Source organism: Herbaspirillum sp. GCM10030257 (genome assembly GCF_042666555.1).
Classification (GTDB): domain Bacteria; phylum Pseudomonadota; class Gammaproteobacteria; order Burkholderiales; family Burkholderiaceae_D; genus Noviherbaspirillum.
Map to the genome: position 1 here is coordinate 142288 of NZ_JBHTDH010000002.1, position 22277 is coordinate 164564.

Annotated in this window: 21 protein-coding genes and 1 tRNA gene; 18 read left to right on the top strand and 4 right to left on the bottom strand. The window is 55.2% G+C overall.

Annotated features, from left to right (window positions below; translation table 11 throughout):
- The first annotated feature begins 9 nt into the window (after window positions 1–9).
- The 5 genes from nuoL to ACFQUU_RS03215 all read left to right on the top strand — a co-directional run bounded on the left by nuoL (window position 10) and on the right by ACFQUU_RS03215 (window position 6054).
- Window positions 10–2064, top strand: coding sequence for an NADH-quinone oxidoreductase subunit L (nuoL, locus tag ACFQUU_RS03195; protein WP_382242557.1), 2055 nt, complete (start codon window positions 10–12; stop codon window positions 2062–2064).
- 27 nt (window positions 2065–2091) lie between these two features.
- Window positions 2092–3582 carry an NADH-quinone oxidoreductase subunit M gene (locus tag ACFQUU_RS03200; RefSeq protein WP_382242560.1) on the top strand — a complete coding sequence of 497 codons (1491 nt, stop codon included), beginning with the start codon at window positions 2092–2094 and terminating at the stop codon, window positions 3580–3582.
- Window positions 3583–3628: 46 nt separating this feature from the next.
- Window positions 3629–5110, top strand: coding sequence for an NADH-quinone oxidoreductase subunit NuoN (gene nuoN / locus ACFQUU_RS03205; protein ID WP_382242563.1), 1482 nt, complete (start codon window positions 3629–3631; stop codon window positions 5108–5110).
- Window positions 5111–5126: 16 nt separating this feature from the next.
- Entirely contained in the window at window positions 5127–5432 is a 306-nt protein-coding gene (locus tag ACFQUU_RS03210) for a DUF2818 family protein (protein WP_382242566.1), read from the top strand.
- A 67-nt stretch (window positions 5433–5499) separates the two neighbouring features.
- Window positions 5500–6054: an NUDIX domain-containing protein gene (locus ACFQUU_RS03215; protein ID WP_382242569.1), complete on the top strand. Its 555-nt coding sequence runs from the start codon at window positions 5500–5502 to the stop codon at window positions 6052–6054.
- A gap of 151 nt (window positions 6055–6205) precedes the next feature.
- Here ACFQUU_RS03215 and ACFQUU_RS03220 read toward each other — a convergent pair whose 3' ends face one another.
- Window positions 6206–7882, bottom strand: coding sequence for an electron transfer flavoprotein-ubiquinone oxidoreductase (locus ACFQUU_RS03220; RefSeq protein ID WP_382242572.1), 1677 nt, complete (start codon window positions 7880–7882; stop codon window positions 6206–6208).
- Between the two features lie 163 nt (window positions 7883–8045).
- On the opposite strand from ACFQUU_RS03220, the gene ACFQUU_RS03225 reads away from it, so the two are divergent.
- Together ACFQUU_RS03225 and ACFQUU_RS03230 are read left to right on the top strand one after the other, a co-directional pair.
- On the top strand, window positions 8046–8822 hold the full coding sequence (locus ACFQUU_RS03225; RefSeq protein WP_382242575.1) for an SDR family oxidoreductase: 777 nt from the start codon (window positions 8046–8048) through the stop codon (window positions 8820–8822).
- Window positions 8823–8910: 88 nt separating this feature from the next.
- Complete coding sequence (locus ACFQUU_RS03230; protein WP_382242578.1) at window positions 8911–9324, top strand: acyl-CoA thioesterase; 414 nt, start codon at window positions 8911–8913, stop codon at window positions 9322–9324.
- A 57-nt stretch (window positions 9325–9381) separates the two neighbouring features.
- On the opposite strand, the gene ACFQUU_RS03235 is transcribed toward ACFQUU_RS03230, so the two are convergent.
- The gene (locus tag ACFQUU_RS03235; protein WP_382242581.1) at window positions 9382–9942 is read right to left on the bottom strand and encodes a LuxR C-terminal-related transcriptional regulator; all 561 of its coding nucleotides are present in this window, start codon (window positions 9940–9942) and stop codon (window positions 9382–9384) included.
- Between the two features lie 123 nt (window positions 9943–10065).
- Between ACFQUU_RS03235 and ACFQUU_RS03240 the strand changes: the two genes are divergently transcribed.
- The gene (locus ACFQUU_RS03240) at window positions 10066–10764 is read left to right on the top strand and encodes a CoA transferase subunit A (protein ID WP_057291613.1); all 699 of its coding nucleotides are present in this window, start codon (window positions 10066–10068) and stop codon (window positions 10762–10764) included.
- Window positions 10765–10778: 14 nt separating this feature from the next.
- Window positions 10779–11432 carry a 3-oxoacid CoA-transferase subunit B gene (locus ACFQUU_RS03245; protein WP_382242584.1) on the top strand — a complete coding sequence of 218 codons (654 nt, stop codon included), beginning with the start codon at window positions 10779–10781 and terminating at the stop codon, window positions 11430–11432.
- A 194-nt stretch (window positions 11433–11626) separates the two neighbouring features.
- Here the strand turns inward: ACFQUU_RS03245 and ACFQUU_RS03250 are convergent, their stop codons facing one another.
- Window positions 11627–12409, bottom strand: a complete 783-nt coding sequence (locus ACFQUU_RS03250; protein WP_382243360.1) for a 3-hydroxybutyrate dehydrogenase — start codon at window positions 12407–12409, stop codon at window positions 11627–11629.
- A gap of 126 nt (window positions 12410–12535) precedes the next feature.
- Here ACFQUU_RS03250 and ACFQUU_RS03255 point away from each other — a divergent pair, with 126 nt between their 5' ends.
- From ACFQUU_RS03255 to ACFQUU_RS03265, 3 genes are read left to right on the top strand one after another with little or no spacing between them, the layout of a single operon-like run.
- Window positions 12536–13402: an alpha/beta fold hydrolase gene (locus ACFQUU_RS03255; protein WP_382242587.1), complete on the top strand. Its 867-nt coding sequence runs from the start codon at window positions 12536–12538 to the stop codon at window positions 13400–13402.
- A gap of 39 nt (window positions 13403–13441) precedes the next feature.
- Window positions 13442–13792: a RidA family protein gene (locus ACFQUU_RS03260; RefSeq protein ID WP_057291609.1), complete on the top strand. Its 351-nt coding sequence runs from the start codon at window positions 13442–13444 to the stop codon at window positions 13790–13792.
- A gap of 16 nt (window positions 13793–13808) precedes the next feature.
- The gene (locus ACFQUU_RS03265) at window positions 13809–16067 is read left to right on the top strand and encodes a RelA/SpoT family protein (protein ID WP_382242590.1); all 2259 of its coding nucleotides are present in this window, start codon (window positions 13809–13811) and stop codon (window positions 16065–16067) included.
- A gap of 43 nt (window positions 16068–16110) precedes the next feature.
- Here ACFQUU_RS03265 and ACFQUU_RS03270 read toward each other — a convergent pair whose 3' ends face one another.
- Window positions 16111–17049 carry a cation diffusion facilitator family transporter gene (locus ACFQUU_RS03270; protein WP_382242593.1) on the bottom strand — a complete coding sequence of 313 codons (939 nt, stop codon included), beginning with the start codon at window positions 17047–17049 and terminating at the stop codon, window positions 16111–16113.
- Window positions 17050–17241: 192 nt separating this feature from the next.
- Here ACFQUU_RS03270 and ACFQUU_RS03275 point away from each other — a divergent pair.
- The 6 genes from ACFQUU_RS03275 to pheS all read left to right on the top strand — a co-directional run bounded on the left by ACFQUU_RS03275 (window position 17242) and on the right by pheS (window position 22242).
- Window positions 17242–17318, top strand: a tRNA-Val gene (locus ACFQUU_RS03275).
- Window positions 17319–17530: 212 nt separating this feature from the next.
- Complete coding sequence (gene thrS / locus ACFQUU_RS03280) at window positions 17531–19438, top strand: threonine--tRNA ligase (protein WP_382242596.1); 1908 nt, start codon at window positions 17531–17533, stop codon at window positions 19436–19438.
- Between the two features lie 58 nt (window positions 19439–19496).
- Window positions 19497–20018, top strand: coding sequence for a translation initiation factor IF-3 (infC, locus tag ACFQUU_RS03285; protein WP_382243363.1), 522 nt, complete (start codon window positions 19497–19499; stop codon window positions 20016–20018).
- Between the two features lie 259 nt (window positions 20019–20277).
- Window positions 20278–20475 carry a 50S ribosomal protein L35 gene (rpmI, locus tag ACFQUU_RS03290; RefSeq protein ID WP_057291605.1) on the top strand — a complete coding sequence of 66 codons (198 nt, stop codon included), beginning with the start codon at window positions 20278–20280 and terminating at the stop codon, window positions 20473–20475.
- A 22-nt stretch (window positions 20476–20497) separates the two neighbouring features.
- Window positions 20498–20857 (top strand): 50S ribosomal protein L20, encoded by a 360-nt coding sequence (rplT, locus tag ACFQUU_RS03295; protein ID WP_119738834.1) that lies wholly within the window; start codon window positions 20498–20500, stop codon window positions 20855–20857.
- Between the two features lie 368 nt (window positions 20858–21225).
- On the top strand, window positions 21226–22242 hold the full coding sequence (pheS, locus tag ACFQUU_RS03300) for a phenylalanine--tRNA ligase subunit alpha (RefSeq protein WP_382242600.1): 1017 nt from the start codon (window positions 21226–21228) through the stop codon (window positions 22240–22242).
- Window positions 22243–22277 lie beyond the last annotated feature (35 nt).

Sequence of the window (22277 nt, forward strand, 5' to 3'; positions counted from 1 at the left end):
AGGTCCATCATGGCGGGGCAACTTAACCCACACGTACTCTTGGCTGTGCCGCTGGCACCTCTAGCAGGTTCTGTCATCGCAGGCCTGTTCGGTACCAAGTTCTTCGGCAACAAGATCGGTCGCACAGCGTCACATTCCGTGACGATCCTGGGCGTGCTGGTCGCGCTCATCATTTCCATCCAGACGCTGATGGCGGTCATGGATGGTGCGACGTTCAACGGCACCATCTATAACTGGATGACGGTCAACGGCCTCAAGCTGGAGATCGGCTTCATGGTTGACAGCCTGACGGCGATGATGATGTGCGTGGTGACCTTCGTGTCACTGATGGTGCATATCTACACAATCGGCTACATGGCGGACGACGAAGGATATAACCGCTTCTTCTCCTACATTTCGCTGTTCACGTTCTCGATGCTGATGCTCGTCATGAGCAACAACTTCCTGCAACTGTTCTTTGGCTGGGAAGCCGTGGGTCTGGTGTCCTACCTGCTGATCGGATTCTGGTACACCCGTCCTACTGCAATCTACGCGAACATGAAAGCCTTTCTGGTCAACCGCGTGGGTGACTTCGGCTTCATCCTCGGGATCGGCTTGCTGCTCGCCTATGCCGGCTCCATGAACTACACGGAAGTATTTGCCAAGCGCGAAGAACTTGCCAAATTGCTGTTGCCGGGCACCGATTGGATGTTGATCACGGTTGCCTGTATCTGCCTGTTCATCGGCGCGATGGGTAAGTCTGCACAGTTCCCACTGCACGTGTGGCTGCCGGATTCGATGGAAGGCCCGACGCCGATTTCTGCGCTGATCCACGCAGCGACGATGGTGACCGCAGGCATCTTCATGGTGGCGCGCATGTCTCCGCTGTTTGAGTTGTCCGATACCGCGTTGTCCTTCATCCTCATTATCGGTTCGATCACCGCGTTGTTCATGGGTTTCCTGGGTATCATCCAGAACGATATCAAGCGCGTGGTCGCGTATTCGACGCTGTCACAACTCGGCTACATGACCGTGGCGCTTGGCGCATCGGCTTACTCGGTTGCGGTGTTCCACCTGATGACCCACGCTTTCTTCAAGGCGCTGCTGTTCCTGGGCGCCGGTGCGGTGATCATCGGCATGCATCACGACCAGGACATTCGCAACATGGGCGGTCTGCGCAAATACATGCCGATCACCTGGATCACTTCCTTGCTCGGTTCGCTCGCGCTGATCGGTACCCCGTTCTTCTCTGGCTTCTATTCGAAGGACAGTATCATCGAAGCGGTGCACGAGACCCACATCTTTGGTTCGGGTTTTGCCAACTTCGCTGTTCTGGCCGGCGTATTCGTCACGGCTTTCTATTCATTCCGGATGTATTTCCTGGTATTCCATGGGGAAGAGCGCTTCGGCAAGGCGCATGACCATCATCATGACGCCCACGAAGAGCATGACAATGCCCACGATGCGCATCACCATCATGGTCTCGCGCCGGGTGAAAAACCGCATGAAGCGCCCGCTGTAGTGACCTTGCCCCTGGTTCTGCTGGCCATTCCTTCGGTCGTGATCGGCGCAATCGCCATAGGTCCGATGCTGCATGGCGACTTTTTCAAGAATGTCATCTTCGTTGGTGAGTCGCATACCGCGATGCGGACCTTGACTGAAGCCTTCCATGGCGCTGTCGCAATGGGCCTCCATGGATTTAGTACCGCGCCGTTCTGGCTGGCATTGGCAGGTGTGGTCTCCGCCTATTACTGCTACATGGTGAATCGCAAGGTGCCCGCATGGTTCTACAAGCATTTCCATGGCATCTTCACCGTTCTGGATAACAAGTACTACATGGACAAGATCAACGAAGTCGTGTTTGCCTCCGGTGCACGCCTGCTGGGAGGCGGGCTGTGGAAGGTAGGTGATCGCGCAATCATTGATGGCCTGTTCGTGAATGGAAGCGCGAAGGCAGTGGGCTGGTTCTCCGGGATGATTCGTCACCTGCAGTCCGGTTATATCTATCACTACGCTTTTGTGATGATTCTCGGCGTGCTGGGTTTCCTGATTTATTTCATGCCGTTCCCGTCGTTTGCCAAATAAGTTGGCGAAGTAAAGCAAATAAAAACCATGATGCAGTCAACTTTTCCTCTTCTGAGCCTCGCGATCTGGTGTCCGATCGCGTTTGGTCTGTTCGTACTGGCATTCGGCCGGGACGAAAACCCCGGCCTGGTGCGCGGTGTGTCGCTGATCGGTTCGATTGTCAGCTTCCTCGTCACCTTGCCTTTGTATAACCAGTTCGACAAAGCCGCTCACGGCATGCAGTTCGTCGAGAAGGCGAGCTGGATCGAACGCTTCAACGTTCAGTACCTGCTCGGCGTCGACGGCATTTCCGTCTGGTTTGTCCTGCTCACCGCATTCATCACCGTGATTGTGGTCATCGCCGGCTGGGAGGTCATTGAAAAGCGGGTTGCCCAGTATATGGGCGCGTTCCTGATTCTGTCGGGCCTGATGATCGGCGTCTTCTGCGCGATCGATGGCTTGCTGTTCTACGTGTTCTTTGAAGCGACCCTGATTCCGATGTTCATCATCATCGGCGTATGGGGCGGTGCAAACCGCGTGTATGCGGCGATCAAGTTCTTCCTGTACACGCTGCTCGGCTCGCTGCTGACGCTGGTTGCCATCCTGTACCTGTACTTTACGTCGGGCGGCAGCTTTGAAATCCTGACCTGGCACAAGCTGGCGTTGCCAATGAACGTTCAGGTCCTGATCTTCCTGGCTTTCCTGATGGCGTTTGCGGTCAAGGTACCGATGTGGCCGGTGCATACCTGGTTGCCGGACGCACACGTGGAAGCGCCGACTGGCGGCTCTGTGGTGCTGGCCGCAATCATGCTGAAACTTGGTGCATACGGCTTCCTGCGGTTTTCGCTGCCTATCGCGCCAGACGCCAGCCACTATCTGTCCGGCTTCATCATCACGCTGTCGCTGATCGCGGTTATCTATATTGGCCTCGTCGCGCTGGTGCAGACCGATATGAAAAAGCTGGTTGCCTACTCGTCGATCGCGCACATGGGCTTCGTCACTCTCGGTTTCTTCATGTTCAACCCGATGGCGGTGCAGGGTGGCATCGTGCAAATGATTTCTCACGGCTTCGTTTCAGGCGCGATGTTCCTTTGCATCGGCGTGCTGTACGACCGCATGCATACCCGTCAGATCGCCGACTACGGCGGTGTGATCAATACCATGCCGCGCTTCGCCGCCTTCTTTGTGCTGTTCTCACTGGCCAACAGCGGTTTGCCAGCGACGTCCGGCTTCGTTGGCGAGTTCATGGTGATCCTGGGCGCGGTCCAGTTCAATTTCTGGATCGGTTTGCTTGCAGCCACCGCACTGATCCTGGGCGCCGCCTATTCGTTGTGGATGGTGAAGAGGGTAGTATTTGGTGAAGTCGCCAATGCGCATGTGGCAGCACTGAAAGACCTGAACGGCCGTGAATTCCTGATGCTTGGCGTACTGGCAATTGCCGTATTGGCGATGGGCCTGTACCCGGCGCCATTCACCGACATCATGCAAGTTTCCGTCGACGACCTGCTCAAGCATGTCGCCGTTTCCAAGCTGCCTTAAGCTTTGTTGGCGAATGACTAAGTGAACGCAAAATAGCGACGACAAGATGAATACCGTAAATCTCGTACCGGTTTATCCGGAAATTTTCCTGCTGATTGCCACGTCGGCAATCCTGCTGATCGACATGTTCATGACGGACGCCCGTCGTAATGTCACCTATGCGCTGACGCTTGTCACTCTGCTGGTGTGCATCGCTCTCAGCGCTGCCGATTATGCGAATCCGACCGTATATACCTTCAACAACATGTTCGTGTCCGACGCGATGTCGAACCTGTTGAAGATCTTTTCGTATATCGCAGTTGGCGTGACGCTGATCTATGCGCGCCAATATACGACTGAGCGTGGCATGCTTGGCACCAGCGTGGGTGGCGAATTCTATGTTTTGGCACTGTTCTCGCTGCTCGGCCAGATGGTCATGATCTCTGGTAACAACTTTCTGATCATTTACCTCGGCGTTGAACTGATGTCCCTCGCGACGTATGCAATGGTTGCTTTACGCCGTGGCAATCCGGGGTCCACTGAAGCAGCGATGAAATATTTCGTCCTGGGCGCCTTGTCATCCGGCTTCCTGTTGTACGGTATGTCCATGTTGTACGGTGCGACCGGTTCGCTGGATCTGACTGAAGTGGCGAAAGCAACCGCTTCGGGCACCGCGAACAAGACCGTTCTGGTGTTCGGCCTCGTCTTTGTCGTTTCCGGCCTGGCATTCAAGCTGGGTGTGGTGCCGTTCCACATGTGGGTGCCGGACGTCTACCAGGGCGCGCCGACTTCCGTGACGCTACTGTTGGGTGGCGCGCCAAAGCTCGCCGCCTTTGCAATCTGCATCCGCCTCTTGGTCGAGGGCCTGTTTCCGCTGGCGATTGACTGGCAGCAGATGCTGACGGTCCTTGCAGTGCTGTCGATGGCGGTTGGTAATATTACGGCGATTGTGCAGACCAACATCAAGCGGATGCTCGCGTATTCCACAATCGCGCAAATGGGTTTCATGCTGCTGGGCTTGCTGGCTGGCGTAGTAGACGGGAACGTGTCGTCCGCTGCAAATGCGTACAGCTCCGCAATGTTCTATTCGGTCGCCTATGTATTGACTACGCTTGGCACCTTCGGTCTGGTCATGCTGCTGGCGCGCTCCGGTTTTGAAGCGGAAAGCATTGATGACTTCAAGGGCCTGAATCAGCGTAGCCCCTGGTTTGCATTTGTGATGCTGATCCTGATGTTTTCGCTTACCGGTATTCCGCCGACAGTTGGTTTCTACGCCAAGCTCGCCGTGCTCCAGGCAGTGCTGGCAACGGGTCAGGTATGGTTGGCTGTTGTAGCGGTGCTGCTGTCGCTGATTGGTGCCTTCTACTATCTGCGCATCGTCAAGGCCATGTATTTTGAGGACCCGGTCGACACTGCAAAGATTCTCGTGCCGAACGATATGCGGGTCACCCTCAGTGCCAATGGCCTGGCAGTACTTCTTCTCGGTATCCTGCCGGGTCCGTTGATGGCAATCTGTGCGACTGCTATCGTCAAGACGCTTACGTCTTGAGAAACGGCTGATAAAAGTGGATGTTTCGCTATCCAGCTGGTTTGTGATCCTGTTGGCGGTGGTTGCCGCCAACCTGCCTTTCATCAATGAGCGTCTGTTCGCCGCGCTGCCTTTTGGGCGGCCGGTGAAATCCTTGTGGCTGCGTCTGTTTGAGCTGATCGTCCTTTATTTTGTCGTTGGCGGCCTTGCTTACCTGCTTGAGTCACGTATCGGCAACGTCTTTCGGCAGAACTGGGAATTCTATGCAATCACCGGCTGCTTCTTCCTTGTCCTCGCCTTTCCCGGATTCGTCTTTCGTTACCTTCGCAAGCATCACGGTTGATCTCCTGTAATGCCTGCGTGGCAACGGACAGTACAATAGGCGCTTTATCGCCTGTACGGAGTTTTACGTGGACTTGCATTTGAAGGAAACCCAGATCGACAGCGAAGTGGCTTATGAGGGGCATTTTCTCAAGGTCCAGCGCGACACGATCGAACTGCCCGACGGCAAACGCTCCAAGCGCGAATACATCAAGCATCCGGGCGCGGTAGTTATCCTGCCTGTACTTGACGACGGCAGCATCCTGCTGGAGCGCCAGTTTCGCTATCCCTTGCACAATGTGTTTATCGAATTCCCTGCAGGGAAAATCGATCCCGATGAGGACCCGCTGGATTGCGCCAAGCGTGAGTTGCAAGAGGAGACAGGCTATAGCGCCAGCGAATGGCATTTCGTCTGCACCATCCACAACGCCATCGCGTATTCCGATGAGCATCTTGATATCTTCCTGGCGCGTGGATTGACGGCTGGGCAAGCAAAGCTGGACGACGGAGAGTTCCTTGATACCTTTACGGCGACAGTCCCGGAAATGCTGGCGTGGGTAAAGGAAGGCAAAATTACCGACGTTAAGACGGTAATCGGGACGTTCTGGCTTGAGAGGATTTTGAACGGTCAGTGGAAGCTCTGATTGGCGTTGACATCGCATCGAGCGCGAGCGGCGTAACGTAATCAAGACGTTTCGTCGGGATACGAAAAGGATTGCCAGGTTTTTACTTAGCCCAACCCGAAAAAAGAAAGAGCCGCATTTGCGGCTCTTTCTTTTTTATGCTATCCCGCTCTTACATATTCGGGTAATTCGGTCCGCCGCCGCCTTCCGGCGTGACCCAGACGATGTTCTGTGTCGGGTCCTTGATATCGCACGTCTTGCAGTGCACGCAGTTCTGCGCGTTGATCTGCAGTCTTTCATCGCCCGCATCATTCTTCACGAACTCATACACGCCAGCAGGGCAGTAACGCTGTTCGGGCCCCGCGTACCTTGCGAGGTTGATGTTGACTGGCACGCTCGCATCCTTCAGCGTCAGATGCACCGGCTGTTCTTCCGCGTGGTTGGTATTGGAGATGAACACCGATGACAGGCGGTCGAACGTCAACTTGCCGTCAGGCTTCGGATAGTTGATCGGCTTGAAGTCCGAAGCAGGGCGCAGGCATTCGTGGTCTGCATGTTTATGCTTCAGCGTCCAAGGCGCCTTGCCCCGGAACAGTACCTGGTCGATGCCGACCATCAGCGTCCCCTTGTACAGTCCCTGGGACATGAACGGCTTGAAGTTGCGCCCCTTGTACAACTCCTCATAGAGCCAGGACTTTTTAAATGCTTCCGGGAAGGCAGTCAGTTCATCCTGCGCGCGGCCATTGCCCAGTGCCTCGAATGCCGCTTCTGCCGCCATCATGCCGGTCTTCATTGCCGAATGGCTGCCCTTGATACGAGAGGCATTCAAAAAGCCCGCATCACAGCCGATCAATACGCCGCCGGGGAAGGTTAGCTTGGGCAGCGATTGCAGGCCACCGGCCACGAGCGCCCGGGCGCCGTAAGAAATGCGCTTGCCGCCTTCGAAGTACTTGCGGATTTCCGGATGCGTCTTGTAACGCTGGAATTCCTCGTACGGCGACAGGTAGGGATTCTGATAGGCCAGGCCCACCACGTAGCCCACAGCGACCTGGTTATTTTCCAAGTGGTACAGGAAGGAGCCGCCATACGTGTCGGCATCAAGCGGCCAGCCGGCGGTATGGATCACCAGCCCCGGCTTGTGCATCTTCGGATCGATTTCCCACAATTCCTTGATACCGATCGCGTAGGTCTGCGGATCGGCATCCTTGTTCAGGTGATACTTGGACATCAGTTGTCTGCCGAGGTGGCCACGTGCGCCTTCTGCAAAGAAGGTGTATTTCGCATGCAGCTCCATGCCGAGCTGGAAGGCATCGGTTGGATTGCCATGGCGGTCGACGCCCATGTTGCCGGTAGCGACACCCTTCACCGAGCCGTCATCGTTGTACAGGACTTCGGCGGCGGGGAAGCCTGGAAAGATTTCCACGCCCAGCGCTTCGGCCTGCTGACCCAGCCAGCGCACCACATTGGCCAGCGAGATCACATAGTTGCCATGATTCTGGAAGCAGGCCGGCAGCATCCAGCCGGGGGTCTTGGTGGCTTTCTTTTCCGTCAGAAACAGGAACTGGTCTTCGGTGACGGGTGTGTTGAGCGGCGCGCCCAGTTCCTTCCAGTTCGGGAACAGCTCGTTCATGGCGATGGGATCCATCACCGCGCCGGACAGGATATGCGCGCCGACTTCGCTGCCTTTTTCCAGCACGCAGACGGAAACCTCATTGCCTTTTTCCGCTGCAAGCTGTTTGAGGCGGATCGCAGCCGACAGGCCAGCCGGGCCGCCGCCGACGATGACCACGTCATATTCCATCGCTTCGCGCGGGCCGTATTGTTCTATAAGGTTCTGGGTCTGCGTCATGGTCTCACCAAGGTAGTTTAAAATTATCGAACGAACGTGCTAATTGTCGTGGATTTTGCGTGAGAACGCTAGACGCCACACTCTAATCGCCGCTCTTTCATGTAATGATAACGTTTCGTGCGTTGCTACATAGTCAATCGACCGACAAAAACAGGAGAAAGTTGTGGGGATCGAAGTAAATTTTGAAGGAAAAATTGCGCTGATCACTGGAGCATCGAGTGGTCTTGGTGCTCGGTTCGCCAAAGTCCTTGCTCAGGCAGGTGCCCAGGTCGTCCTGGCATCGCGCCGCGTTGAGCGTCTGAAGGAACTACGCGCCGAAATTGAAGCCAGTGGCGGGGCAGCACATGTTGTCGCTCTGGATGTGACCGATTACGCCAGCATCAAGTCGGCAATTGCCCATGCTGAAACGGAAGCCGGGCCAATCGATATCCTCGTTAACAACTCCGGTGTTTCCACGACGCAGCGCCTGGTGGATGTTACCCCGGAAGACTATGCTTTTGTGATGGATACCAATCAGCGCGGCGCCTTCTTTGTTGCGCAAGAGACCGCCAAGCGCATGATCGCACGTGCCAAGGGCGATCCAAAGAAGCAGCACCGCATCATCAATATTGCTTCCGTAGCAGGCCTGCGTGTCCTGCCGCAGATAGGCATTTACTGCATGAGCAAGGCGGCGGTGGTCCACATGACCAAGTCCATGGCGGTCGAATGGGGCCGGTACGGGATTAACGTCAACGCGATTTGCCCCGGGTACATCAGCACGGAAATCAATGAGGATTACTTCGCGACCGAACAGGGCCAGAACCTGATCAACATGCTGCCCCGCAAGCGTCTTGGCCAGCCTGAAGACCTCGATGGCTTGTTGTTGTTGCTGGCAGGCGAGGAATCGCGCTTCATGAACGGCGCAATCGTTGCCGCCGATGACGGCATGGCTGCCCAGTAAATATCCCCTCTGACGCGTCACCGTGGCGGCCGACAAGACTGCCATGGTGGCGCACTTCTCTTGAGATACGCTTATCCTTACAAAAACAATGAATCAAAAAAAGCTCGTACATACCATGCGCATGCCGATTCGCTGGGGCGATATGGATGCGATGGGGCATGTGAACAATACCGTTTATTTCCGCTACCTCGAATCAGCGCGGATTCAATGGTTTACAGAAATTGGCTGCGAACCGGATCCGGCCGGCGACGGGCCAGTCATCATCAACGCGCGCTGCACCTTCATCAAACAACTGAAGTATCCCGGCGACATTGAGGTAGCCACCTTTGTCGGCGGACCGGGACGTTCGAGCTTTGAGACGTACCATGAAATTCGCCGTGTCGATCAACCGGAAGTCTTGTCGGCAGAGGGTGGTGCCAAGGTGGTATGGGTAAATTTCCTTCAGGAAAAATCGGTGCCACTTCCGGATCGTATCCGTGCACTGCTCGCCGATCCGGAATGAACCGACTGAGCCACCGCCGAAATCATGGATGGCCAGTTTAAAGTCACAGCGGTTCTGTCAACTGGTGACACCGACCAGCCGGTGAACCAGTTCGCTGGAGGTTGATGCCGAAAACTTGCGCATCAGCTTGGCACGGTGCATTTCGACCGTGCGCGGGCTGAGTCCGACCTGACGGGCAATCAGCTTGCTGGTTTTTCCTTCCACCAGCAGTGCCGCGATTTCACGCTCGCGTGGTGTCAGTTCTGCCGTTACCGGGCGCTTGGCGCTCAAGTCTTCAAAAGTCCAGATACCGGCCGCATGCGGGTCGTCATGCGTCAAAGAGCGTCCGCTCACATGGCACCAGAATAACTCCTGGTTGGCGCGCTTCATGATGCGCTCGTCGGAATAGTGCCCTTTGGCGCTCATGATGGGTACGATGCGAGCGCCGGTGCGTTCGAATTCGTCCAGTGTCGGGTACAGCACGAGAAAGGATTTGCCGATCAGTTCTCGCGCCTGGTAGCCAAACATCCTTGCCAGCGCTTCATTGCAGGCCTGGATCACCCGATGGTGGGAAACGCACATGCCCACCGGGGCGTTCTGGAATATAGTCTCGTAATCTATTGTTGGTAATGCGCTCATGGGGTGTGGGGCGCTTATAGTGTGCTGAAATTGGTATTTTTACGGTATTGCACGGGCAAGTCCACCATCTTATGCTGACGGGCAGCCTACGGGTACTTTACACAACACAAGAAGAGGGTCGGAATGAATAAAGTTTATCCTGATGCCGCCAGCGCGCTGGCGGGTATCGTCAAGGACGGGCAGACGATCGCGGTAGGCGGCTTCGGCCTGTGCGGTATCCCCGAAGCGCTGATTGCAGCGCTGCGTGATTCGGGCGTGCAGAACCTGACCGCGATTTCAAACAACGCCGGTGTCGACGGCTTTGGCCTTGGCCAGTTGCTGACCACACGCCAGATCAAGAAAATGATCGCTTCCTACGTTGGTGAAAATAAGGAATTCGAGCGCCAGTATCTGGCAGGCGAACTCGAACTGGAATTCACCCCGCAGGGTACGCTCGCTGAAAAGCTGCGTGCAGGCGGTTCCGGCATCCCCGCCTTCTTTACCAAGACCGGTGTAGGAACCATCGTTGCCGATGGCAAGGAAGTGCGCGAGTTCGATGGCGAGCAATACGTGATGGAGCGTTCGCTGGTCGCTGACGTGTCGCTGGTCAAAGCCTACATGGCCGATAAGGTCGGCAACCTGGTGTTCCGCAAGACCGCGCGCAACTTCAACCCCAATGTCGCCATGGCCGGCAAGATCACCGTGGTAGAAGTCGAAAAGCTGGTCGAAACCGGCGAACTCGATCCCGACCAGATCCATACACCGGGTATTTTCGTGCACCGCATCGTTGTCAATGCGACGCCGGAAAAGCGTATCGAACAACGCACCGTGCGTGCAAAGTAATTCGGAGAACGAACATGGCATGGACACGTGATGAAATGGCCGCGCGCGCGGCGAAGGAACTGCAGGATGGCTTTTATGTGAACCTCGGTATCGGCTTGCCGACACTGGTGGCGAACTATGTGCCTAACGATATGGAAGTCTGGCTGCAGTCGGAAAACGGCCTGCTCGGCATCGGCCCGTTCCCGACTGAAGACGCAGTGGATGCGGACCTGATCAACGCCGGCAAGCAGACGGTCACATCGCTGCGCGGCTCATCGTTCTTCAGTTCGGCGGATTCGTTTGCGATGATCCGCGGGGGCAAAATTAACATCGCCATCCTCGGAGCGATGCAGGTAAGCGAAAAGGGCGACCTCGCCAACTGGATGATTCCTGGCAAGATGGTCAAAGGGATGGGCGGCGCGATGGACCTGGTTGCCGGTGTAGGTCGCGTCGTTGTCCTGATGGAGCATGTCGCCAAGGCCAAGGATGGAACGACTTCGCACAAGCTTCTCAAGAAATGCGATCTTCCACTGACAGGCGTCGGTGTTGTCGACCGCATCATTACAGACCTGGGTGTAATAGATGTGACCGATCAGGGACTCAAGCTGGTTGAGCTGGCGCCTGGCGTCACGGTTGAAGAGATCATTGAGAAAACCGGTGCTGAGCTCGATACCTCCGCAGTACGCTAAACGGTTAGCAGAGTTTGCCTGAAGCGTCGGTCAGCCGCTTCGGCAAGAGGGTTTGGTAATCATTGCAATCCAATAAAAACGGCGCTTTCGGCGCCGTTTTTATTGATAAATACCGTTAAAAGCAATCGTTTATCACGCTCGCCTTCCACCGCATTGGCGCAAGGCTCACCATTTCCGGACATTTCCGGACCGATTTACTGCGCGACCCAGCCACCATCCATATTCCATGCGACGCCGCGAACCTGGCTGGCCGCATCGCTTGACAGGAAAACCGCGAGCTCGCCGAGCTGCTCTGGCGTTACAAAGTCGCCTGAAGGCTGCTTTTCCGACAGCAGGCTTTTCTTCGCCTCTTCGTTGGATAATCCTTTTTCGGAAGCGCGGGAATCGACCTGCTTCTGTACCAGGGGAGTCAGTACCCAGCCAGGGCAAATGGCATTGCAGGTTACGCCGGAATGCGCGGTTTCCAGTGCGGTAACCTTGGTGAAGCCGACAATGCCATGCTTGGCGGCGACATAGGCTGATTTTTGCGCTGAGCCTACCAGTCCGTGTACCGACGCGATATTGATGATGCGGCCCCAGTTGCGGGTTTTCATGGATGGCAGTGCCAGGCGCGTTGTATGAAATGCCGAGCTCAGATTGATCGCAATGATCGAATCCCATTTTTCTACTGGAAAATCTTCAATATTGGCAACGTGCTGAATGCCGGCATTATTGACCAGCACGTCGACAGCGCCAAACTTCTCGGCTGCAAACTTCATCATTGCTTCGATGTCGGCAGGTTTGGACATGTCAGCGCCGTGGTAGACAACGGCTACGCCGAATTCACTGCGCAGGTTGGCCTGCAGCGTTTCGATTTCGTGCGTATCGCCGAAGCCGTTCAGGACGATGTTTGCGCCTTGTGCCGCAAATGTCCTTGCAATACCCAGACCAATCCCGGACGTCGATCCGGTGACCAGCGCGGTTTTCCCTTTAAGCATGGTGCCCTGCATGATTTCTCCTGCGAATGTATTTTGGATCTGAGCCGAAAGTTAAATAGAATTTTAAGCGGAACGCTCGTTAAAATGTGAGAATGGCAATCGGATTCGCTGATTACCCACAAAAAAATGATTCAAGCACAGATCAAAACAGTGCAATGCCTGTCGCCCGCAGGCCTCCACAAAATGGCCTATAAGGAGTGGGGCGATTCTTCCAACCCGAAAGTCCTTGTCTGCGTGCACGGTGTTACGCGTGTGTCGGATGACTTCGACCGGCTTGCACAGGCACTGTGCAACGACTATCGCGTGGTATGCCCGGACGTCGCCGGACGTGGACGCTCGGATTGGCTGAGTAATCCGCAGCATTACCAGCTTGCGCAATATGTCAGTGACATGGTGACCTTGCTGGCTCGCCTGAATGCGGATACCGTGCACTGGGTCGGCACCTCGATGGGGGGACTGATCGGCATGGGGCTCTCGGCACTGAAAGGCAATCCCGTGAAAAAACTGGTACTCAATGACATCGGCCCCACGCTGAACCCGATGGCGATTGCGCGCATCGGTGACTATATCGGTCAGAATGTTCGTTTTTCCACATTTGATGATGCAGCGCGTTATATCCGGGATATTTCGCTGCCATTTGGCCCTCATAGTGAAGAGGAGTGGCGCAAGCTGGCATCGGATGTGCTCAAGCAAGACGAGGAGGGCCAGTGGATACGTCATTACGACTTGAATATTTCGGTACCTTTCAAGAGCGTGACACCGGAAAGCGCGAAGCAGGGCGAGGCACTGATATGGATGAGCTATGATGCGATCACCTGTCCGACCTTGCTGTTGCGTGGTGCCGACTCGGATTTGCTGTCGAAGGAAGTCGCCATTGAAATGACGAGGCGCGGGCCAAAGGCCAAGCTGGTCGAATTTCCCGAAGTTGGCCATGCGCCGACGCTGATGCAAGATGACCAGATCGCTGCCATCCGGGAATTTTTGTCCGTCTGAATAACTTGAAATTTGTATAGATACGTAAGCACGCACAACATGGATATCAAACGTCTGCATGTAGGAAAGACCCTGTCGGAAGTCGCGATTCATAACGGCACCGTTTATCTCGCTGGCCAGATTGCGGAAGACCTGACCCAGAACATTGAAGGTCAGACCCGCGAAGTGCTCGGCCACATCGACCGTCTGCTCGCCGAGGCGGGCAGTGACAAGTCGCGCATCTTGATGTGCCAGATTTATATCGCGGATATCAAGGATTTCGAAGGCATGAACTCGGCATGGAACGCATGGGTAGCTGACGGCAATTCGCCACCGCGCGCAACCGTGCAGGCCAAGCTTGCCAAACCCGAATGGCTGGTCGAGATGGTGGTGACTGCCGCACTGACATAGATCTCAGGTAGCACCCATGGTCTCTATCGTCGCGTCTCCCAGCGAAACACATGTACAACTGTGTGTCGGACTCAACGCCGAGGACAGCGCTCGTGTGCTCGACGCGCTGGCTTTTGTCGAGCCCCTCTACCGCGGTAAAACGGTGGTCACCGGTCAGGATGCCTACGCATTCGCCGAGGGTGTCGCGACAACTTTAGCCTTGCTGAACACGGACACCGACTCGCGTATTGCCGCCTTGCTCTTCGAATTGTCTGAACTGGATCCTTCCGCGGCATCGACGATCGACGAGAGATTCGGGACCGAGATTGCGGATTTTGTGGCCGGTATCCGGCAGCTGATGAAGCTGCATGGACAAACCTTCGGCCTCAAGGAAAATGCACGCGGCAAGAACGCGTCCCAGCATGCTGCCGAGCAGCTGGAAACCTTGCGCAAGATGCTGCTGGCGATGGCATCCGACATGCGTGTGGTTCTCGTTCGCCTGGCGTCGCGTGTTACGACATTACGTTATTTTGCGGATATCCGTCTTGAAGACGAAAAGACGCATGATTATGCACGTGAGACGATGGATCTCTACGCGCCTCTCGCAAATCGTCTAGGCGTGTGGCAGCTGAAATGGGAACTTGAAGACCTGGCATTTCGCTTCCTTGAGCCGGCTGCCTATAAGCGCATCGCCAAGATGCTCGAAGAGAAACGCCTTGAACGTGAAAGCTTTGTCGCGGCTGCAATCGCTCGCCTGTCGTCAGAGCTAGCCGCAGCTGGCATCAAGGCAGAAGTATTCGGTCGTCCGAAACACATTTATAGCATCTGGAACAAGATGCGCGGCAAGTCGCTTGATTTTTCAGAGTTGTACGATGTGCGCGCTTTCCGCGTTATCGTTGATGACGTCAAGACTTGTTACACAGTGCTTGGACTCGTTCACAACATCTGGGCACCGATCCCGGCGGAGTTTGATGACTATATCTCACGTCCGAAATCGAACGGTTACCAGTCGCTGCATACCGTTGTCGAAGCCGAGGACGGCAAGGCGCTCGAAGTGCAGATCCGCACCCATGAAATGCATCACTTTGCTGAATACGGCGTTGCTGCTCACTGGCGTTATAAGGAAAGTGGCGGCTCCGGTTTTTCGGCACAAAAGTACGATGAAAAGATCGCCTGGCTGCGCCAGTTGCTCGCCTGGAAAAGCGAGGTCACGGATGCTGTCGTTGAGCAGGAGGATACCCAGCGTGAATGGGTCGAAAAGCTGAAGTCGGCTTCTCTTGACGACCGCATTTACGTGCTGACACCGCAGGCGCGCGTCATCGAGTTGCCGAGTGGCGCAACGCCGATCGACTTCGCCTACCACTTGCATACCGATGTCGGACACCGCTGCCGGGGTGCGCGCGTCGATGGCGCCATGGTGCCGCTCAATACGCCGCTCAAGAATGGCCAGACGGTGGAAATTATTACCGCGCGCGGCAGTACCGCGACAGGACCGTCACGCGACTGGCTGAGCCCAGGATACGTTGTCAGCACACGTACACGCGCCAAGGTGCGTGCATGGTTCAATGCCATTGAACAGGCGGAAACCCTGGCGCATGGCAGGGTGCTCGTTGAAAAGACGCTGCAGCGGGAAGGGCGCACGGCGGTCAATCATGAGGAGCTCGCACACAAGCTTGGGTTTGCCAAGGTTGATGAGCTTTTCCTCGCTGTAGGAAAGGAAGAGTTCAGTCTGCGCAACATTGAACTCCTTCTGCATGCAGACGATCCGCACAAGCACCCACCAAAAGGTAGCCCTGATCCCGAAACCGTCATTACCAATAAAAGTCGCGCGTCCAGTGTCGCAAAGGGCGCACGTTCCGGGGTTCTGGTGGTAGGTACGGATGGACTGTTGACCCAGCTTGCACGCTGCTGCAAGCCGGCGCCGCCGGACGAGATCGTCGGCTTTGTCACGCGTGGCAAAGGCATCTCGATTCATCGCGCCAATTGCAAGAACCTGGCGCAGATACGTAAGAATGCCCTGGAGCGTGTGATCCAGACTACCTGGGGAGAGCCGGGCCGGGAGACCGTTTATCCAGTGGACATTTTTATACTGGCCAGCGACCGCCAGGGTTTGCTGAGGGACATCTCTGAAATCTTTTCGCGCGAAAAAATCAACGTCATTGGCGTGAGCACTCAGAGCGCGAAAGGCCAGGCGCGGATGTCGTTCACTGCGGAAATTTCTTCTACTGCGCAACTGCAGAAGGCGCTTGGCATTATTCGTGATGTGAACGGTGTGCTTGACGTACAAAGGCAATAAGCCGTAAACGATAAGCAGCGCCGAAACGCAGTGTTGTGATGGTTTAGCAGCCTTCGGCCATGCGTGAGAGTTCAGGTTGCAGCGTTACATGATCGATTCCATGACGCTCACGCAGCATGTCCCGAATCGACTGCAATACCTGCGGCCATTCGCGTAGTTCACGGATTTCCACATGACCGATCAGTGCCGGTTCGCCTGGCGTCATTTCCCATACGTGCAGGTCATGCACTGACAATACGCCCGCAATTGCGGAAAGATCAGCGCCGACCTGCAGGTAATCGATATGGTGCGGCACGCCTTCCATCAGGAAGTGATACGACTCGCGCAGCACGGAGACCGTTGATTTCAGAATCAGTAAGGAGACTGCCAGCGATAGCAGCGGGTCAATTGGCAGCCAGCCAGTCAAATATATGACGGCGCCAGCAATGATGGCTGCAACCGACCCCAACAAATCGCCAAGTACATGAACCAGCGCCGCCCTTGTATTGACGCTTTCCTTGTCATGCGAAAGCAGCCAGGCTACAACAAGGTTAACTGCGAGCCCGATCAGTGCGACAACAAACACTGCCACACCTTTTACTGGCATGGGATCGTTGAAACGCTGGATCGCCTCGAAGGCGATCCAGCCTACCAGGACGAGCATTGCCAATGCATTGATAAACGCAGCCAGCGCCTCCGCACGGCCGAAGCCGAACGAATGCTTTGCCGATGGCGGGCGGCGCGCAATGTGTTGAGCAAGCAAGGCAAGCCCGAGCGCCGTACTATCAGTGAGCATATGTCCGGCGTCCGATATCAGAGCCAGCGAATTGGACCAGAATCCTGCTGCTGCTTCCACCGCCGCAAACAGAAGGGTTAACACTACCGACCATCCTAGTACCCGGGGATCCCGATTGGTAGAAACATGATGATGCAAGGCATCACCGGCACGATGTGCATGCAGATGCGTAGAAGAGGGTGGGTGAGAGTGCCGTTTATCATGCATGTCTTGGATGATACGTGATCGAACGTCTGGCTCGCTAGTAAGGAATACTTGGAAGCATGCAGGAAGTGAGCAGGCCGGAAGTGCGTTATGGAGGCAAAGTTACCGTGCCAATATCGTAAATCTTGGCCATATGCATTGTTAAATAAAGGCACTAGCGAAAATAAAAAATAGCCGCTATAATTTCGCTTCTTTAGGCTCGTAGCTCAGCTGGTTAGAGCACTACCTTGACATGGTAGGGGTCGTTGGTTCGAGTCCAATCGAGCCTACCAACGAATAGCAGTACATTTGTAAGAGTGAGAAAGGCAATCCCGGTTATGACACCGCGAACTACAACCGCAAAGGTTTTAGTGCGACGCTAGTCGGGATCTTTTTCGTCTTTGCAAATTTGAAAAAGCGCGGCTAGTCCGCGTTTTTTTTCGTCTGCAGTTTTTAACACTAAGTCTAGCGTCAGTAGCAATTCTTCGCTGAGATGGAGAGCAAAATGGTATCAGTCCGACTTCCAGATGGTTCGCAACGTCAATTCGACGCCCCTGTCACTGTCGCCCAGGTTGCTGCAAGTATCGGCACCGGCCTGGCCAAGGCCGCACTGGCTGGTAAGGTCGACGGCAAGTTGGTCGACACTTCGCATGTGATCGACAGGGATGCCGATCTGGCTATCGTCACTGACAAGGATGCGGACGGTCTGGATATTATTCGTCACTCTACGGCCCACTTGCTCGCCCATGCCGTCAAGGAACTGTTTCCCGATGCGCAGGTGACCATTGGTCCAGTTATCGACAACGGCTTTTATTACGACTTCTCGTACAAGCGTCCGTTTACGCCTGAAGACTTGCAGGCCATTGAAAAGAAAATGGCCGAACTCGCCAAGAAAGACGAGCCGGTTACCCGTAAGGTCTTGCCGCGCGACGAAGCCGTTGCATATTTTAAATCCATCGGCGAGGCCTACAAGGCTGAAATCATCGAGTCAATTCCATCGGGCGAAGATGTCTCCTTGTATTCTCAAGGCAGCTTCACCGATCTGTGCCGTGGTCCCCACGTGCCGTCAACAGGCAAGGTGAAGGTTTTCAAACTGATGAAGCTGGCCGGTGCCTACTGGCGCGGTGACTCCAAGAATGAAATGCTTCAGCGGGTGTACGGCACTGCGTGGGCCAAGAAGGAAGATCAGGAAGCCTACCTGCACATGCTGGAAGAAGCGGAGAAGCGCGACCATCGCAAGATCGGCAAGGCGCTTGATCTGTTCCACTTTCAGGAAGAGGCGCCGGGCCTGGTGTTCTGGCATCCGAAGGGATGGACCGTCTGGCAGCAGGTGGAGCAGTACATGCGCCACGTTTATCGCGAGAGCGGTTATCAGGAAGTCAAGGCGCCGCAAATCCTTGACCGCAGTCTTTGGGAGAAGACCGGCCACTGGCAAAACTACCGCGAAAACATGTTTGTGACGGAATCGGAGAATCGCAACTATGCGCTCAAGCCGATGAACTGCCCGGGCCATGTACAGATTTATAACTCCGATCTGCGCAGCTACCGCGACCTGCCACTGCGTTACGGCGAATTCGGTCAATGCCACCGTAATGAATCTTCCGGCGCGCTGCACGGGATCATGCGAGTGCGCGGCTTTACGCAGGATGACGGTCACATTTTCTGTACCGAAGAACAGATCGAGGGCGAAGTAACGTCCTTTCATCAGCAGGCTATGAGCGTTTATAAAGATTTCGGTTTTGCCGAGATCTCGATCAAGTTGGCGCTACGTCCTGAAAGCCGTATCGGCTCGGACGAGACCTGGGATCGTGCCGAAGAGACGCTGCGTTCCGCCTTGCGTGCCTGCGGTGTGACTTGGGATGAGTTGCCGGGTGAGGGCGCATTCTACGGTCCGAAGATTGAATACCATCTGAAGGATTCGCTTGGCCGCCCCTGGCAGGTTGGTACCATGCAGGTTGACTTCTCGATGCCAGGTCGCCTCGGTGCCGAATATGTCGCGGATGACAACAGCCGCAAAGTGCCCGTGATGTTGCACCGTGCAATCGTCGGCTCAATGGAGCGCTTCGTGGGGATCCTGATTGAGAACCATGCCGGCGCGTTGCCATTGTGGCTTGCGCCGGTGCAAATAGCGATTCTTAACATTTCGGAAGCACAATCTGATTACGCTCAAAGCGTCGCACAAAACCTGAAAAAACAAGGGTTTAGGGTGCACCTCGATTTGCGTAATGAGAAAATAACCTATAAAATACGCGAGCATTCAGTTCAAAAGCTCCCGTATATCGTCGTTATTGGCGATAAGGAGCGGGATGCAAACACAGTGGCCGTGCGTGCGCGGGGCAACGTCGACTTGGGTGTAATGCCGGTCGATGCACTGGTGGATCGACTCAAGCATGAGGTCGACACCAAAGCCTAAGGGATATCCCAGAGCGCTAGAGCACGGCTTAGTCATTTGATTTTAAAAGGAAACTGCAATAGCTACTGACAAGTCGCATCGCATTAACGGCGAAATTACAGTGCCGGAACTGCGTCTATCCGGTGTTAACAACGAGCCGCTTGGCATCGTTTCTCTCGCTGAAGCATTCCGCCTTGCGGAAGAAGCCAACGTGGATCTGGTGGAAATCGCGCCTACAGCGCAACCACCGGTGGCCCGCCTGATGGATTATGGCAAGTTCAAGTATCAGGAACAGAAAAAGGCCCACGAAGCGAAGCTCAAGCAGAAGGTTATCCAGGTCAAGGAAGTCAAATTCCGCCCGGGTACCGACGATGGCGATTACAACATCAAGCTGCGTAACCTGACCAAGTTTCTGGAAGAGGGCGATAAGACCAAAATCACTCTGCGTTTTCGCGGTCGTGAAATGGCCCACCAGGATATCGGCATGCGCATGCTTGAACGCTTGAAGTCAGACCTGGAGCCGTATGGCCAGGTAGAGCAGTTTCCGAAGATGGAAGGCCGCCAGATGGTCATGGTTCTGGCGCCGAAAAAGAAGAAGTAAACGGCGCACGAGGACTTCGGAATGTAAGGCTGGGCAACAAGCAGTTCCAGTCTTCATGCCGGGTGCAGTCAAACTGGTGAGTGCGTTTCAGGCAGTGCTAAAGAATTCGCAACGGCTGTCCTTTTCGGGACGGTCGTCGCAAATGGTAGCGGACTCGATTTCGTTGCCACACAAGTGAAAGCAGGCATCCAAGTGCAATGAAGTATTGCCACCTGCAATCATGTTAAAAATGGAGCTGTCCGGAAGGACAGATATTGCTATGCCAAAAATGAAGACGAAGAGCAGCGCTAAAAAGCGCTTCCGCGTACGTCCGGGCGGCACCGTCAAGCGCGGTCAAGCCTTCAAGCGTCACATCCTGACCAAGAAAACCACCAAGAACAAACGCCAGTTGCGCGGTGCTGTGGACGTTCATGATACAAACATGACATCCGTTCGCGCAATGATGCCGTTCGCTTAACCTCACATAAGAAGGAGCTACCATGCCTCGAGTAAAACGTGGGGTTACCGCACGGGCCCGTCATAAGAAAGTCCTCGACCAAGCCAAGGGTTACCGCGGCCGTCGCAGTACCGTATTCCGTATCGCCAAGCAGGCGGTCATGCGTGCAGGCCAGTATGCCTACCGCGATCGCCGCAACAAGAAGCGCGTATTCCGTGCACTGTGGATCACCCGTATCAACGCGGCTTCGCGTGAGCATGGCGTGACTTACAGCGTATTCATGAACGGTCTCAAGAAAGCCAACATCGAACTCGATCGTAAGGTCCTGGCTGATATGGCTGTGATGGACAAGCCGGCATTTGCCGCGATTGTCAACCAGGTGAAGGCCAACATCGCTGCTTGAACGTTGTGATCGCAGGCATCGCCTTTGCGGGCGTTGCTGCATAAAAGCGGGGCAAAGGTCATCACCTGTGCCCCGTTTTTTTTGAGTCCGCGCTATCATTTTTACATCAAACCTCGATCATGTTTCTATAGTTGTATTGAATGGTTTGCCTGATAGCGAAACTCATCCAGAATCCAGAGACAGGTTGTTGGACGATAATGACGGGCTACCTCCTGCGCATCATCGGCAATCGCAGAAGTATCGGCAGGCGCTGGCATTGGCTTGGCATTGGCGATTGCAGTGCAGCACAGTGCAAGATCACATCCTGCAGAGTCGTCTGGACGCATCAGTAGCCGTAATCCGATTTATTGACACGGGCAAATAGCCGCATGAATTCCCTAGAACAAATTGTCGCCCAGGCGCAGACCGACTTCGCCGCTGCGGAAGACGCAGCCGCGCTGGAGAATGCAAAAGCCAAGTACCTTGGCAAAACAGGACAGATCACGGAACAGATGAAAGGCCTTGGCAAGCTGGCGCCGGACGAGCGCAAGATCCAGGGCGCCGTGATCAATGCCGCCAAAGAAAAAATTGAAGCCGCGCTGACTGCACGCCGCGATGCACTCGCGAATGCACAGATGGAATCGCGTTTGAACGCTGAGGCCATCGACGTCACGTTGCCGGGGCGTGGCCGCGGAAAGGGCGGTATCCATCCTGTCATGCGGACTTGGGAACGAATTGAAGAGATTTTTGGCTCCATCGGATTTGACGTGGCCGATGGCCCGGAAATCGAGACCGACTGGACCAACTTCACCGCGCTGAACAGCCCGGAAAACCATCCGGCGCGTTCCATGCAGGACACCTTCTACATCGATGGCAAGGACACTCAAGGCAAGCCGCTGCTGCTGCGTACCCATACGAGTCCGATGCAGGTTCGCTACGCGCGCATGAACAAGCCTCCGATCAAAGTCATCGCACCCGGACGCACCTACCGTGTCGACAGTGATGCGACACACTCGCCGATGTTCCATCAGGTTGAAGGCTTGTGGATTGCCGAAGACATCAGCTTCGCGGATCTCAAGGGCGTGTATCTCAACTTCGTCAAGGCCTTCTTTGAAACCGACGATTTGCAAGTGCGTTTCCGCCCGTCGTATTTTCCGTTCACGGAGCCGTCCGCCGAAATCGATATTGCCTTCGGTAGCGGACCGTTAAAAGGACGCTGGCTCGAAGTCTCGGGCGCGGGGCAAGTGCATCCGACCGTGGTGCGCAATATGGGGCTGGATCCGGACAAGTACATCGGTTTTGCGTTCGGCTCCGGCCTTGAGCGCCTGACCATGCTGCGTTACGGGATCAATGATTTGCGCCTGTTCTACGAAGGCGATCTGCGCTTCCTGAAGCAGTTCAATTAACAGCGGCACAAAAAACAAGAACAAGAAACAAGTAT